16 protein-coding genes are annotated in these 14181 nt (G+C 62.2%); 2 read left to right on the top strand and 14 right to left on the bottom strand.

The window, feature by feature from the left end:
• Window positions 1–68: 68 nt before the first annotated feature.
• The 5 genes from ACQRBT_RS18635 to ACQRBT_RS18655 are packed head-to-tail and all read right to left on the bottom strand — an operon-like array spanning window position 69 to window position 4136.
• Complete coding sequence (locus ACQRBT_RS18635; RefSeq protein ID WP_412046299.1) at window positions 69–821, bottom strand: SDR family oxidoreductase; 753 nt, start codon at window positions 819–821, stop codon at window positions 69–71.
• Window positions 814–1614 (bottom strand): SDR family NAD(P)-dependent oxidoreductase, encoded by an 801-nt coding sequence (locus ACQRBT_RS18640; protein WP_412046298.1) that lies wholly within the window; start codon window positions 1612–1614, stop codon window positions 814–816. The genes ACQRBT_RS18635 and ACQRBT_RS18640 overlap by 8 nt, the downstream gene beginning before the upstream one ends.
• The gene (locus tag ACQRBT_RS18645) at window positions 1607–2428 is read right to left on the bottom strand and encodes a molybdenum cofactor biosynthesis F family protein (RefSeq protein ID WP_412046297.1); all 822 of its coding nucleotides are present in this window, start codon (window positions 2426–2428) and stop codon (window positions 1607–1609) included. The genes ACQRBT_RS18640 and ACQRBT_RS18645 overlap by 8 nt, the downstream gene beginning before the upstream one ends.
• Before the next feature lie 12 nt (window positions 2429–2440).
• Window positions 2441–2806, bottom strand: coding sequence for a cupin domain-containing protein (locus tag ACQRBT_RS18650; protein WP_412046296.1), 366 nt, complete (start codon window positions 2804–2806; stop codon window positions 2441–2443).
• Between the two features lie 31 nt (window positions 2807–2837).
• Window positions 2838–4136 (bottom strand): NAD(P)/FAD-dependent oxidoreductase, encoded by a 1299-nt coding sequence (locus tag ACQRBT_RS18655; protein WP_412046295.1) that lies wholly within the window; start codon window positions 4134–4136, stop codon window positions 2838–2840.
• A 207-nt stretch (window positions 4137–4343) separates the two neighbouring features.
• Here ACQRBT_RS18655 and hpaR point away from each other — a divergent pair, with 207 nt between their 5' ends.
• Window positions 4344–4772 carry a homoprotocatechuate degradation operon regulator HpaR gene (hpaR, locus tag ACQRBT_RS18660; RefSeq protein ID WP_060756846.1) on the top strand — a complete coding sequence of 143 codons (429 nt, stop codon included), beginning with the start codon at window positions 4344–4346 and terminating at the stop codon, window positions 4770–4772.
• A gap of 80 nt (window positions 4773–4852) precedes the next feature.
• On the opposite strand, the gene hpaI is transcribed toward hpaR, so the two are convergent.
• The 8 genes from hpaI to ACQRBT_RS18700 form a co-directional block, all read right to left on the bottom strand.
• Entirely contained in the window at window positions 4853–5653 is an 801-nt protein-coding gene (hpaI, locus tag ACQRBT_RS18665; RefSeq protein WP_060756845.1) for a 4-hydroxy-2-oxoheptanedioate aldolase, read from the bottom strand.
• A 16-nt stretch (window positions 5654–5669) separates the two neighbouring features.
• Window positions 5670–6473 carry a 2-oxo-hept-4-ene-1,7-dioate hydratase gene (gene hpaH / locus ACQRBT_RS18670; protein ID WP_412046294.1) on the bottom strand — a complete coding sequence of 268 codons (804 nt, stop codon included), beginning with the start codon at window positions 6471–6473 and terminating at the stop codon, window positions 5670–5672.
• A gap of 11 nt (window positions 6474–6484) precedes the next feature.
• Window positions 6485–7789 (bottom strand): MFS transporter, encoded by a 1305-nt coding sequence (locus ACQRBT_RS18675; protein ID WP_412046293.1) that lies wholly within the window; start codon window positions 7787–7789, stop codon window positions 6485–6487.
• A gap of 132 nt (window positions 7790–7921) precedes the next feature.
• Entirely contained in the window at window positions 7922–8314 is a 393-nt protein-coding gene (locus tag ACQRBT_RS18680; RefSeq protein WP_412046292.1) for a 5-carboxymethyl-2-hydroxymuconate isomerase, read from the bottom strand.
• A gap of 15 nt (window positions 8315–8329) precedes the next feature.
• The gene (hpaD, locus tag ACQRBT_RS18685) at window positions 8330–9187 is read right to left on the bottom strand and encodes a 3,4-dihydroxyphenylacetate 2,3-dioxygenase (RefSeq protein ID WP_090369949.1); all 858 of its coding nucleotides are present in this window, start codon (window positions 9185–9187) and stop codon (window positions 8330–8332) included.
• A 48-nt stretch (window positions 9188–9235) separates the two neighbouring features.
• The gene (gene hpaE, locus ACQRBT_RS18690) at window positions 9236–10696 is read right to left on the bottom strand and encodes a 5-carboxymethyl-2-hydroxymuconate semialdehyde dehydrogenase (RefSeq protein ID WP_060756933.1); all 1461 of its coding nucleotides are present in this window, start codon (window positions 10694–10696) and stop codon (window positions 9236–9238) included.
• A 5-nt stretch (window positions 10697–10701) separates the two neighbouring features.
• Window positions 10702–11472 carry a fumarylacetoacetate hydrolase family protein gene (locus ACQRBT_RS18695; protein WP_060756840.1) on the bottom strand — a complete coding sequence of 257 codons (771 nt, stop codon included), beginning with the start codon at window positions 11470–11472 and terminating at the stop codon, window positions 10702–10704.
• The gene (locus ACQRBT_RS18700; protein ID WP_244699691.1) at window positions 11469–12134 is read right to left on the bottom strand and encodes a fumarylacetoacetate hydrolase family protein; all 666 of its coding nucleotides are present in this window, start codon (window positions 12132–12134) and stop codon (window positions 11469–11471) included. Before ACQRBT_RS18700 ends, ACQRBT_RS18695 begins: the two co-directional genes overlap by 4 nt.
• Window positions 12135–12262: 128 nt before the next feature.
• Between ACQRBT_RS18700 and hpaA the strand changes: the two genes are divergently transcribed.
• The gene (gene hpaA, locus ACQRBT_RS18705) at window positions 12263–13123 is read left to right on the top strand and encodes a 4-hydroxyphenylacetate catabolism regulatory protein HpaA (protein WP_060756839.1); all 861 of its coding nucleotides are present in this window, start codon (window positions 12263–12265) and stop codon (window positions 13121–13123) included.
• A gap of 44 nt (window positions 13124–13167) precedes the next feature.
• Here the strand turns inward: hpaA and ACQRBT_RS18710 are convergent, their stop codons facing one another.
• Window positions 13168–13962 (bottom strand): helix-turn-helix transcriptional regulator, encoded by a 795-nt coding sequence (locus tag ACQRBT_RS18710; RefSeq protein WP_060756838.1) that lies wholly within the window; start codon window positions 13960–13962, stop codon window positions 13168–13170.
• Between the last annotated feature and the right edge of the window lie 219 nt (window positions 13963–14181).

Here is a 14181-nt window from a genome sequence, read left to right on the forward strand (position 1 = left end):
AGTCAGTCCTTGTATTGACTGACCCACCGCTATCGGGAGCAAGCCCCCTCCCACATTCGAATCGCATTTCAGACCTCCGGCAAGGTCGAGCCACCATCTACCACCAGGGTCTGCCCGGTGATGTAGCTGGCCAGATCCGAGGCCAGGAACAGCATGGCCCCGGCAATATCCGCCGCCACACCCAGGCGCCCCAGGGGCACGCGACTGGCGATGCTGTCAGTCACCGAAGTGTCGCCCAGATTACCCATCGCCGGAGTGGCGATCATGCCGGGCTCCACGCCATTGACCCGCACGTTCAGCGGTGCCAGCTCCAGCGCGGCATTGCGGATAAAACCGTTGACCCCGGCCTTGGACGCCGCGTAATGACTCAGCCCCGGGTAGCCGACCCGATTGCCGGTAACGGACGACGTGACCAGCACACAGCCCCGGCCTTGTGCGCGGAACATCGGCAACGCCGCCTGGGTCAGCCAGAACAGCGACGACAGGTTGACCGCCAAGGTGCGCTGCAGGAGTGCCGGGGTGATGTCTTCCAGGGCGGTCAATGGAAAATACCCGGCGTTGTGCACCACGGTATCCAGCCGGGGCAGCGCCTGGACGCAGTCCCGCACCGCCTCGGCCTCCGCCAGGTCCACACCCAGCGCTTGGACGTCATAACCCTGCGTGCACAGTGTCGCGGCCACTGCCTGGGCCTGCGCCAGCAGGCGGTCGGCAATCACCACCCGTGCGCCGCGCCGGGCAAAAGCCTCGACGATGCCACACCCGATGCCTTGGGCGCCGCCGGTGACCAGCACCACTTGCCCGCTGAATTCCAGGTCATTCATGGGCGCTCTCCAAGTGTGCGAAAGCCAGCGTGGGAACGTCGACGATGCTGGAACCACCGTCAGCCACCACGGTGGCGCCGGTCATGATCGAGGCATCGCTGGACGCCAGGAAGCGGCACACCTTGGCGATTTCCTCCGGCTGGGCGGCCCGTCGCAAAGGGACGTCGGTGCATACGCGGGCATAGGCCTGCTGCAAGGTATCGCCATAAGCGTCCATCAACGCTTGCATCTCCGCATCGGCCATGGGCGTGTGTACCCAGCCCGGGCACACCGCGTTCACCCGCACGCCGTACGGCCCGTAATCGCGCGCGAGGGAGCGATTGAGCCCGAGCAACGCATGTTTGGCCGTGGTGTAGCCGCACACTTCAGGCCCTGCGGCCAACGAGGCGATGGAGCCGATCAGCACGATGTTGCCCGTGCTCGCCTGCAGCAACGGCAAACAGGCGCGGGCACTGTAGAACGCGCTGTCGAGGTTACTGCGCAGGGCGTCTGCCCAAGTGGCGGGGCGAGTCTGGGTCGCGCTGCCCAGGCCATGGCCACCGGCACAGGCCAGCAGCACGTCGAGGCGCCCGTAATGCTCATGGATCTGCTGGATAAAGCCGTCCCAGGTGTCCGGGCAGGCGGCGTCGCCCACCAGGATCAGCCCACCGGTTTCGCGTGCCACCTGCTCCAGCGGCTCACGACGCCGGCCGACCAGCACCAGGCGTGCGCCGTCCTCGGCATGCAGCCGCGCGCAGGCCGCGCCGATGCCGCTGCCGGCGCCGGTGATCAGCACCGTGCGCGGCTCAGTCACGGGGGTATTCCGTGCGGTTGAGCACCTGGCAGTACGAGCTGACCGGGAAGTTCGACAGCGCATCGAACGACGTCCCGGCATAGCCGAAAATCTTGCCGTCGCTGCGGTGCTGTTGCAGATCAATCAGCACCAGGCCGAGGGTGGGCACGATCTTCTCCTGCCATACAAACAGGTACAACTGCTCGGCGATCTTGTAGTAATGGCAGCGGTCGGTGTCGCACAGGCCTTGCTCCACGCCTTTGAGGCACTGCCACGCGTAGAAGCGCTCGTTGAGGTAGATGTGCTCATAGACTTCGCTGGGGCTGTAGCGATATTGGTTGCGCAGCCCCACCAGCTCGGCGGTAGGTGCGTGCGGGCAATGACGGTCCTGCCAGGGGCGGTCGAGGCTGCCGTGGAGGAAGTCGACCTGCACCGAGGTCAGCGGTTTGCCGGCCAGGGCACGATGGTAAAGGCCTTCCTGGGTCTGCTGTGGACTGGGCAGGCTGCCGATCACGGCCGTGAACGACGCTCCCGCAACATCCAGCACCAGGCTGATCGACCAGCTTTGCCCGGCTTCGTGCTTGATGAAATCCACCAGGTACAGCCCTGGGCGGATCGAGGTGGCGCGGTAGGGCGCGCTGCCGCTGGAGTGCCCATCGGCGGCATGCCAGGCCAGGCGCTCCGGCTCGAAACGGTGCTCGATCTGCCAGCCATTGGCGAAGTGCAGGGTGAAGGTCTGGCCGGCCAGCTCGGCCAGGTTCGGCAGGATAAAGGCGTGCGGGGCGAAACCGTCGGCCAGCGCGCCGACGGTGATCCAATCGGTAGAACTCGTCATGGCAACGCCTCCTTACACGACGGCGAAGTAGTGTTTGACGAAACTCTCGCTGACCACTTCCCACAACACCGGCGTGCCCTTGGTCACGAACCAGCTGTCTCCGGCCTTGTAGCGCGCCGACTGGCCGGTGGATTCATCGGTCAGGATCACTTCGCCGGTCAGGAGGGTGGCTTGTTCGGCGAACGGGTAGATCATGCGGAACTTGCCTTGGGTCGTGCCGAAATAGGCGCTGCTGACGGGGTCGGTCGGCGCGCCGAATGTCATCTTGCCGTAGGCGCGTACTTCGCCTTCAAGAATCTGCGAGCCGAGGTCGGCCACACTGCCCCAGGCGTCGAGTGCCGATAGCTGGACGTCGTGTTTGAGGGTGGTAAGGGTCATGGCAGTTGCTCCTGATGAGTAAAAAGGGGGATTAGCGGCGCCCGTTCCAGTAACCGGAAAGTTGGTGCCAGGATTTGCCCGCCGTCAGCAACAATGGGCGGATAGCGTCCTTGCCGATGATGGTGGGGCGATGAATGGAACTGACCAGGTCATAGCGCGCCGAGCCTTCGCTCATGCCTTCGGCCAAAACCTTGCAGATGATGTGGCTGGGCGTTACGCCAAAGCCTGAGTAGCCCTGCACGAAAAACGCATTGCTGCGCCCCGGCAAGGTGCCGATCTGCGGAAACAGGTTGGGGCTGCACGCCATCGGGCCGCCCCAGGCCAGGTCGATTTTCACGTCCTTGAGGTAGGGGAAAATCTTCAGCATCAGGTGCCGGTTCCAGGCTTTGAGGTCGCCGGGAATATGTTCCACCAGCGGGGTGGCGGCGCCGAACAGCAGGCGGTTCTCGTTGGTCACGCGGTAGTAGTCGATCACCGGGCGAATGTCGCTGTAGGCCCCGCGAATCGGGCTGATGCGCTGGATCAACTCTTCGGGCAATGGCTCGGTCATCATCTGGAACGCGTAGGTGTTGATGGTCGAGCGATGCAGCTCCGGTTCCAGCTTGTTGAGGAAACTGTCGCAGGCCCACAACAACTTGCTGGCGCGCACCGAACCGCGCCCCGTACGCACGGTGATGCGCTCGCCATAGCGGACTTCCAGCGCCGGGCTGTTCTCGAAAATCCGTACACCATGGCCGGCCAGGGCGGTGGCTTCGCCCAGCAGCAGGTTCAGCGAGTGCACATGCCCGCCGCCCATGTGCAGCAGGGCGCTCGTGTAGGCGTTGGAGCCGATGATCTGTTGCACATCGCTACCGCCGAGAAAGCGGATCTCGTGCTGGCTGTTGATCGACTTGAAGTCTTTTTCCCAGGCGCGCAGGGTTTTTTCCTGGCGGGCGTTGAAGCCCATGTAGCCGTAGCCGTGGCAGAAATCCGCATCGATGTTGTACTTGGCGATACGGTTCTTGATGATGTCGGCACCCAGGTCGCTGATCTCGAACACTTGGCGCAGGCCGTCTTCGCCGACATCCTTTTTGATCTTCTCCAGGTCGTGGCCGATGCCGGCCATGATCTGCCCGCCGTTGCGGCCAGTGCCGCCGAAGCCCAGGTAGCGTGCCTCCAGCACGACGATGTTGGTGATGCCTTTTTCCGCCAGTTCCAGGGCCGTGTTGATGCCGGAGAAACCCCCGCCGATCACCACCACATCGGCGTCGATATCCTGTTCCAGGGTGGGGAAGCTGAGGTTGTATTTCTTGGTCGCGGTGTAATACGTCGGGGTTTCGATGTTGATCATGGCGTAGCCTGAAAAAGTGAAGGAAGGCTCTAAAGCGGATGCCTCCATTAGGGCCCCAGACGGGATGGAAGTCTTGACGCTGCGTGCCCAGGCATTTGATTCAGAGCGCCATGGGCGGTGCGATCAACAAGTTATAGCGCGCTCGTCGGCAGGGAATGCTAGAGTTTCGTTAAATTATTAACTAAATACCTCGTGACCCTGATCCCTATGTCCAAACCTCGCCAGTCCCTGACCTTGACCCTGCTGCAAGCCCGCGAAGCCGCAATGAGTTTCTTCCGCCCGTCCTTGAATGAGCACGGCCTGACCGAACAGCAATGGCGGATCATCCGCATCCTTGAGCAATATGGTGAGCTGGAGATTTACCAGTTGGCGGAACTGGCCTGCATCCTCAAGCCGAGCATGACCGGCGTGCTGGTGCGCATGGAAGCCGCCGGCATGGTGCACCGGCGCAAAGCCGAGCAGGACCAGCGCCGCGTACTGGTGACGCTGGCCGACAAGGGCAAAGCGAGTTTCGAGTCCATGAGCCAGTGCATGGAGGCCAACTATCAGCGCTTGCAGGATCAGTTGGGCGAAGAGAAGTTCGAGGCCCTGTTGGCGCTGTTGGAAGACTTGAAGAACATCAACCTCAAACGCTGAGTCATTGCCCCTCCCACTGAGGAGCAAAATGTGGGAGGGGGCAAGTCGAGTCGTCGTACCGCCCCCCCCACACGGGATTATCAGTACACCCCGCCAAGCGTTGCGACCGCTGGAATGCTTTTGAATTTTCCGGCCAACGCCTGCAACCCGCGCATCAACACCGTGGTATCCACCCCCACCGCCACAAACGTAGCGCCCAGTTCGATATAGCGTCGCGCCAGGCGTTCATCGGCACTGAGAATTCCCGCCGCTTTACCCGCCTGCACGATGCGGACGATGGCGTCCTCGATCGCCGCCTGCACCTCAGGGTGCCCAGGATTGCCCCGATGCCCCATCGATGCGCTCAAGTCCGCCGGGCCGATAAAGACACCGTCGACTCCGTCGACGGCGGCAATCGCGTCCAGATTGGCCAGGCCCTCGCGGTTTTCGATCTGCACCAACAGGCACATTTGCTCATCGGCTTTGTCGAGGTAGTCGGGGATGCTGTTCCAGCGTGACGCCCGGGCCAAGGCACTGCCGACCCCGCGAATACCATGAGGCGGGTAGCGCATGGCGCGTACCAGTTCCCGGGCCTGGGCGGCACTTTCCACCATCGGCACCAGTAATGTCTGGGCGCCGATATCCAGTAGCTGCTTGATCAGCGCGCTGTCGCCGATCACCGGGCGAATCAACGCCTGGCCAGGGTAGGGCGCCACGGCCTGCAACTGGCCGAGCATGCCCTGCAAGGGGTTGGGCGCGTGTTCGCCGTCGATCAACAGCCAGTCGAAACCGGCGTTGGCGGCCAGTTCCGCACAGTAGGCGTCGGCGAGGCCGAGCCATAGGCCGATCTGTACTTCGCCGTTGAGCAAGCGGTGTTTGAAGCGGTTGACGGGCATGTCCATGGCAATCCTCCAGGGCTCAGACGAAACGGCAGGCAATCGACCCGAGCAGGTCGTAGTCGACATGAAAGGTATCGCCAGGGTTGGCCGCCACCGGCCGGGTAAAGGAGCCCCCCAGGATGACTTGCCCCGGCAGCAGCGTAACGTCGTACGGCGCCAGTTTGTTGGCCAGCCACGCCACCCCCTTGGCCGGGTGGTTGAGCACCGCCGCCGATACGCCGGATTCCTCGATCACGCCATTGCGGTACAGCACCGCCGGCACCTTGCGCAGGTCGATCTCGGTGGGGCGCACGGCGCGGCCGCCGAGTACCACACCGGCATTCGCGGCGTTGTCGGAAATGGTGTCGAACACCTTGCGGGTCGTGTGGGTGTGGGGGTCGACCTGCTGGATGCGTGCGTCGATGATCTCCAGGGCCGGGATCACCCACTCGGTGGCGTCGAGTACATCGAACACCGTGCAGTTCGGGCCTTTTAGGGGCTTGCCGAGGATGAATGCCAGTTCGACCTCCACCCGCGGCACGATGAAGCGTTCGAAGGGGATGTCACTGCCTTCGTCGAAAAACATGTCATCGAGCAGCACACCGTAGTCGGACTCAGTGATGTTCGACGAGACCTGCATGGCGCGCGAAGTCAGGCCGATCTTGTGACCCTTCAAGGTGCGCCCGTCCTTGATCTTCTGCGCGACCCAGGCGCGCTGGATCGCGTAGGCATCCTCGATCGTGATGCCCGGGTAGTCGAGGGAAAACTGGCGTAGCTGTTCACGGCTGCGTTCGGCTTGGTCCAGGCGGTTGGCCGCCTCGAGGATTTGCTGGGAGTCGAGCATGGCAACGGTCTCTAGTGTGGGTTGACGATGGCGGCGTGGGTGCGCAGCACCAGCAGGCCGCCGAAGGCGATAAACAGGGCGAGTCCATACAGGGCCAGGCTGGCGCTCTGGGTGGCGTCGCGCATCCAGCCGATCAGGTAGGGCGCGAGGAACGCGGCGATGCTGCCGAACGAGCTGATCATGGCAATGCCGGCAGCCTGGGTGGTGTTGGACAGAAACGCCGGCGGCAACTGCCAGAACATCGGCAGGGCCGCACTGGCGCCCATGCCGGCCATCACTAACCCGCTCATCACCAGCAACGGGTTGCCCGGCGCCAGGCCGGCGACGGCAATGCCGACGGCGGCTATCAGCAGCGGTATGCACAGGTGCCAGCGGCGCTCGCGATGACGGTCGGAAGACCGTCCGCAGCCGATCATGAAACAGCAGCCCGCCAGATACGGCACGGCACTCAACAAGCCGACCTGGCTGTCGCGACCAATACCGGCGCCGTGGATCAGGGTGGGCATCCAGAACGCGAGGGTGTTCACCGCGAGCATCACTGCGAAATACACCGCCACCAGCAGCCACACTTGACGGTCACGCAGGATGCCGCCAAATGAGGTGATGGTCTTGCGCTGTTCTTCGCTGCTGAGTTGGGCACGCAGTTGTTGTTTTTGTTCGAGCGTCAGCCAGTTCACCGAATCGAAACCCTCCGGCAACCACTTGAGTACCACCAGCCCGAGGAGCACCACCGGCGCGCCTTCGATCAGGAACATCCACTGCCAGCCGCGCAGGCTGCCTACGTCGTGGAAATATTCCAGGATGGCACCGGAAATCGGCCCACCCAGGACTCCGGCCATGGGCACCGCAATCGCAAACAGCGCGGTGACCTGAGCGCGACGGCGCGCCGGATACCAGCGGTTGAGAAACACCAGGATGCCCGGGAAAAACCCCGCCTCGGCCACCCCCAGCAGAAAACGCAGCACATAGAAGCCACGGGCACTCTCGACCCACAACATGCCGGTGGACAAAAGCCCCCACACGATCATCAGGCTGGCGATCCAGCGCCTCGGGCCGACCCTGTCCAGTGCCATGTTGCTCGGCACGCCGAATAGCGCGTAGGCGATAAAGAACAACCCGGCGCCGAAGCCATAGACCGTATCGCTGAAGTGCAGGTCGCTGCTCATCTGCATCTTGGCAAAACCGATGTTGATGCGGTCCAGATGGGCGAACAGGTAACACACCAGCAACAGCGGCATCAGGCGCCAGGTGACTAAACGATGGGTGCGGTCGTGCTCGGCCAGTACGCGGCTGGCAGTGGAATGGGCTGTGCTCATGATGTTGTACTTTTTATGAGTAGGCGCGAGCTGGCTCGCGAAAAACCTCAACAAAACGCAGTACCCCTGGTTACCCACGGTGCTTGTGGGATCTTCGCGAGCAAGCTCGCTCCTGCAAGGACTGCGTCCGTTTCAGTTCGCCGGGGTGTTCAGGAACGCATGCACGTTGTTCTGCTTGAAGTTGAGCTGTGGGTGCAGCTCGACCATCTCGAACGACAGCGCCAGCAAACGCTGCGCCTGCAGCTCGGCGAAGTGCGCGGTGATCAGCGCAAAGACCGCCTCGGCCACCGCCTGGCGCGTGGCCAAGTCGCGGCCGTGGCCAACCTTGAGCGTCATGTGCACAAAGGCGTAGTCGTGCTTGCCATCGGCCATGCGCCAGGTGTCCAGGCGCACACCCCGGCTGCGGATACCGCCAAGGGGAAACACGCCACTGTCTCCCAGCGCGCGATGGACTTTTTCAAACAGGCCGGGCAGGTCTGCCTGTTGTTCGAGGTTGTCGGTGTACTCGGCGATAAAGTGCGGCATGGCTTGCTCCCAGGTTTACAGCGGGAAAATCGCGTTGATCTGGCCGGTGCCCGAGCTGCCGAACGGCGGCGTGATGATCTCGGCGGGCTGGGCATATTCCGGTCCGCCCAGCAGGCCCAGGAGCATGGCGGTGTCGTGCATCTTGCCTTCGCCGAAGCAGTGTTCGGCGTAATCGGGCAACATCGCGCAGAACTCCTTGAAGCGGCCTTGCTTCCACATTTCCACGACATGCAGGTCCATCTGTTTGTCGAATTCGCGGGTCCAGTTGTGGATATTCGCTTCGGCCTCGCGGTCGTCCGAGAAACGGTGCGACAGCGAGCCGGAGGCCAGCACCAGGACCTTGCGGTCACTCTTTTCGATGGCTCGGCGCACGGCGGCGCCGAACGTGAAGCTGTCCTCCAGGCGATGCCAGGCGCACCAGGCGGCGATGGAAATGACCTGGAGTTTTTCAGCCTCCGGCACGTCCATGTGCATGTAGCGCATGGGCACCAGCGTGCCGTATTCCAGTTCCAGGCTGGGGATGTTATGGGCCATGCTGCGCACACCGGCCAGGTTGGCCTCGGCGGCGATCAGCTCTCCCAGCTCAGGGCAGCCGGGGTAGGCGTAGTCCATGTTCTTGATGAAGTGCGGCAGCTCGTTGCTGGTGTAGGTACCCTGGAACTGTGCGCCGCAGTTGACGTGATACCCACTGTTGACCAGCCAGTGCACGTCGAATACCACGGCGGTGTCGGCGCCCAATGCTCGAGCTCGACGGCCGATTTCCTTATGGCCGGCAATCGCCGCTTCGCGACAGCCATGATGTTTGCCGGGCAGTTCCGACAGGTACATCGACGGTACGTGGCAGATTTTCGCTGCCAGAACCACTTCGCCCATGATGATTCTCCTGAGTCATTATTCTTGTTGGAGTGCAAACGTCGGTGGTCATACGCCCCAACGCGGGATGTGATGGCTGCCCATGGAAATGCACACGTTCTTGATCTCGGCAAACACTTCAAAGCTGTACTGGCCGCCTTCGCGGCCGGTGCCGGAGCCTTTGACCCCGCCGAACGGCTGGCGCAGGTCCCGCACATTCTGGCTGTTGATAAATACCATGCCGGCCTCGATTCCGTGCGCCAGGCGATGGGCCTTGCCGATATCCTGGGTCCAGATGTAAGAGGCCAGGCCGTATTCGGTATCGTTGGCCAGTTGCAGCGCCTCGGCCTCATCCTTGAAGGGAATCAGGCACACCACCGGGCCGAAGATTTCTTCCTGGGCGATGCGCATCTTGTTGTGCACATCGGCAAAGACGGTCGGCTGGATAAACTGGCCTTTGCTCAAATGCGCAGGCAAGTTGGCCGGACGCTCCAGGCCTCCGGCGAGCAGGGTGGCACCTTCTTCGAGGCCAATCCGAATGTAGCCGGTGACCTTGTCATAATGCGCCTGGGTGATCATCGAGCCGACCTGGGTCTTCGGGTCTTGTGGGTCACCGACGATCAAGCGCTTGGCACGAGCGGCAAACTCGGCGACGAATTGCGGGTAGACGCTTTCCTGGATAAAGATCCGGCTGCCGGCGGTGCAACGTTCGCCGTTCAGGGAAAAGATGGTGAAGAGCGCGGCGTCGAGGGCACGTTCAAGGTCGGCATCTTCAAAGATCAGTACCGGCGACTTGCCGCCCAGCTCCATGGAGTACTTTTTCAGGCCAGCGGTCTGCATGATTTTCCTGCCGGTGGCGGTGCCCCCGGTAAAGGAAATCGCGCGCACGTCCGGGTGGCGCACCAGCGCATCGCCGGCAGTCGCGCCATAACCCTGGATCACATTGAGCACCCCGTTGGGAATCCCGGCTTCCACCGCCAGGCGCCCGAGCTCATTGGCGGTCAGCGGTGACAGCTCCGACATCTTCAACACCGCCGTATTGCCCAGCGCCAGGCACGGTGCGGTCTTCCAGGTGGCGGTCATGAACGGCACGTTCCACGGCGACACCAGCCCGCACACGCCCACCGGCTGGTACAGGGTGTAGTTGAGCATCTGATCGTCGACGGGGTAGCTATGGCCGTCCATGCGTGTGCAGACTTCGGCGAAGAAGTCGAAGTTATGCGAAGCGCGTGGGATCAGCACGTTCCGGGTCTGGTGGATCGGCAGGCCGGTGTCGAGGGTTTCCAGCTCGGCCAGGCGCGGCACGTTCTGCTCGATCAATTCGCCGAGCTTGCGCATCAACCGGGCGCGCTCCTTGGCCGGGGTGTTGGCCCACTTGGGGAACGCCTCTTTGGCGGCCGCCACCGCTTGGGCGACCTCTGCGGCCCCGCCACTGGCGACTTCGCCAATAGCCTCGCCGGTGGCCGGGTTGTAGTTGATGAAGGTGTCTTTGCTTTCGACCTCACGGCCGTTGATCCAATGTTTGATCATGCGGTTCACGCCTCTTTCCGGGCGGAGAAAAAGTCCGCCTCGCTGACAATTCGGTTGACCAGGCGGCCTACGCCTTCGACTTCCACCACCACTTCATCACCTGGCACTACGTCGGCCAGGCCCTCGGGCGTGCCGGTGGCGATCATGTCGCCGGGCTGCAGGGTCATGAAGCTGGACAGGTATTCGATCAGGTAGGGAATATCGAAAATCATGTCGCGGGTATTGCCGGTCTGGCGCAGTTCACCGTTGATCCAGGTGCGCAGGGTCAGGTTGCCGGGGTCGGGCACGTCGGCCACATCGACGATCCACGGGCCGACCGGCGTGGTGGCGTCGCGGTTTTTCACGCGCAGGTTGGGGCGGTAGTAGTTTTCCAGGTAGTCGCGGATCGCATAGTCGTTGCACACCGTGTAGCCCGCGAGATAGTCCAGGGCGTCGGCGCGCTTGACGTTGCGTGCGGTCTTGCCGATGACCGCTACCAGCTCGCACTCGTAGTGCATGTAGGCGATGTTGTCCGGGCGCCAGGTGACCTCACGATGGCCGGTGTAGGTGCCCACGGACTTGATGAATACCAGGGGTTCGGTCGGCGGCTTGAAGGCCAGCTCGGCGGCGTGGTCGGCGTAGTTCAGGCCGAGGGCGAACATGGTGCCGGTAGCCGGCGGCAGCCATTGCACCTGATCTTCCGCGACCCGGCGGCCATCGTTCAGGCGCACGCTGTTATCGGCCTCGACCTGGACGGCGTGGGTTTGACCTTCAAAGCGGATGCGGGCGTGTCTCATGCTTGATTCTCCGCTTGGACATGGCTGACCAGGTGGCCCACGCCCTCGATCTCGACTTCAACCCGGTCGCCTGGCTGCACATCCACACGGCCTTGCGGGGTGCCGGTGATCAGCACATCGCCCGGGTGCAGGGTCATGAACTCGCTGATCTCGGCGATCAATTGCGCAATGTCCCGCACCCAGTTGGACGTGGAGTTTTCCTGGCGCAGCTCACCGTTGACCCAGAGTTTGAGACTCAACTGATTGGGGTTGGCGATTTGATCCCGTGGCACCACCTGCGGCCCCAAGGCACAGAAGCCATCGCGGCATTTGGCTTTGACGGCAGGGCGGTAGTAACTGTCTTCCGGCAAGCTGAACTCGTTGACTACCACATACCCGGCCACATGGGTCATGGCGTTTTCCAGGCTAACGCGGCTGGCACGTCGGCCGATCACCACACCCAGCGCAGGCCCCGGTTGCAGGCGCTCTCCTGCGGGGTGCAGGACGACACCGTCGTGCTCATTGCGCGTATTGGGGGTTTTGATGAATAGCACCGGCTTGGACGGCGGCTTCTGGTAGGGCGCCTGTTCGAAGGCGGCGAGATGCTGGTCCAGCAGGCCCTGGTAGTTCAGCGCAACGCCGAACAGGGTGCCGCTGGCAACATCATGCAGGGTACGGCTCATGCGTTTCTCCTGACGGTGGCGACGGCTGCATCGGCCGTTCGTTAATTTGTTAACGTTATAATTAATATGTTAACTACCGTCAAGCGTGGCAAAATCCAGCGACCGCTCAATAACAAGAAGAGAGCAGCGTGAAGCCGATTCCCAACATCAATATCGGGCAGGTCTACGACCAGCGTTACAGCGATGCCGAGGTGCATTACGACAAGCTCGCCAACCTGGCGGGATTTTTCGGGCGCAACATGCCTGTGCATCGGCATGACCGGTTTTTCCAGGTGCATTACGTGAAAAGTGGCGCGGTGCGGGTGTATCTGGATGACCGCCAGTTCGTCGAGTCGGGGCCGATGTTTTTCCTCACGCCGCCCACGGTGCCCCATGCCTTTGTCACTGAAGCCGATGCCGATGGGCATGTGTTGACGGTGCGCCAGCAATTGGTCTGGGCCTTGATGGAAGCCGACCCCAGCCTGGCCTCAGGTGCCGCCTGCGTCACGTTGACGGAGGATGCCCAAGGGCTGGATCAACTGTTTGAAGCCTTGAGCAGCGAGATCAACGCCGAATGGGCAGGGCGCGCCGCCGCGCTGGATAGCCTGACCCGCCTGATCATGATTCGCCTGCTGCGGCTGTGCGCCCACTCGCTGCCGGCGCGCCCGACGCGGCATGAGGATCTGCGCATCTTCCATCGCTTCAACGAACTGATCGAAGCCCACTATTTGGAACACTGGCCGTTGGCGCGTTACGCCGAGGGGATCGGCGTCACCGAAGCGCGCCTCAATGAGGTCTGTCGGCGCCTGGCCGACCTGCCGTCCAAGCGCCTGATCCTGGAGCGCCTGATGCAGGAAGCCAAGCGCCTGTTGCTGTTTACCGGCAGCTCCGCCAATGAAATCTGCTACCAGTTGGGGTTCAAGGACCCGGCCTATTTCAGCCGGTTTTTTCTTCGTTACGCACAGCTGACTCCGGGGGAATACCGGTTGCGGCAGTCGGGTTTGCGTTAACGCTCCAAGCGCCATGCCCAGCGCGGCGAAAGTCCATCAGCTCATCAAGCGCCAACCATCCATTTGGCCAGGCCATGGCGGCCACTGACGCCCAACTTGGCGGCGGCACGCTTGAGGTACGTTTCGATCGAGCTGTTTTTCACGCTGAGTTTTTCCGCCATTTGCGGCACGGTGCCGCCGGTCAAAAGGCCAAGGCAGACTTCCTGCTCCCGGGCGGAGAGGGTGATGTCACTGAGCGACAAGCGCTTGTAGAACTCACGCTGCAACTGTGACTGCTCCATCAGGTTGTGGCTCGGCTCGGCCTCGGTGTCGGGTGCCTGGCGCAGGAGTTGCGCATGCCGCTCCATCAGCGGTAGCAAGGTGTCTGACAGACTCTTGAGAAACGACAATTCGGCCAGGGAAAATCCACGCTGGGTCGCTTGGCGATACAGTGAAATCACGCAGCGCCGATTGCCCTGGCGCGACACCAGGTTGCACTGGTGCGAGGTGCCCAGCGGATGAGTGCTGTCGGCCTTGGCCTTCAACTGGATCAGCAGCGGGTCTTGCATGCGCAGCATCTCGCGCAGCAGCGGATGATCCTTGAGCGGCTGCAAGGGCTGGGGCGCGCACAGGTCTTGTTGCAGGCCGGCGCTGCCCAGCAACGTGATATCCAGCACGTTGTCGCGCAGTTCATCGAGGGTCCATTCACTCAGGTCTACCATGTGAATCGGTACCCACTTGTCCAACAGGTGCAGCATGTTGGCGGCGAAGTTCGTGTGGCCGCTGTTGGAAATCAACTCACCCAATTCAGCATAGAAATGCGGGTTTTCCGTGTTGCCAATACTACGGGGCAGACTCATAGCCATCTCATCCTTGATGTCGAAAACCGTCAACGGACGCCCCGGGTCTGGAGGGACGTGCCGTACTCATTGAACGCAGCTCGGAGTTCGAGATTTTATTTAGCCATAGCGAATTGTCCTACGTATGTAGCGGAAACGAGGGACACAACCTGCCATAAAAACGGTGTCATTAATTCGACGTTTCTGAAGGTGTATTCCGACAGAAAAAAGCCGGAGGTG

It is taken from the genome of Pseudomonas sp. R19M (genome assembly GCF_050312585.1).
In the GTDB taxonomy this organism is placed as follows: domain Bacteria; phylum Pseudomonadota; class Gammaproteobacteria; order Pseudomonadales; family Pseudomonadaceae; genus Aquipseudomonas; species Aquipseudomonas palleroniana.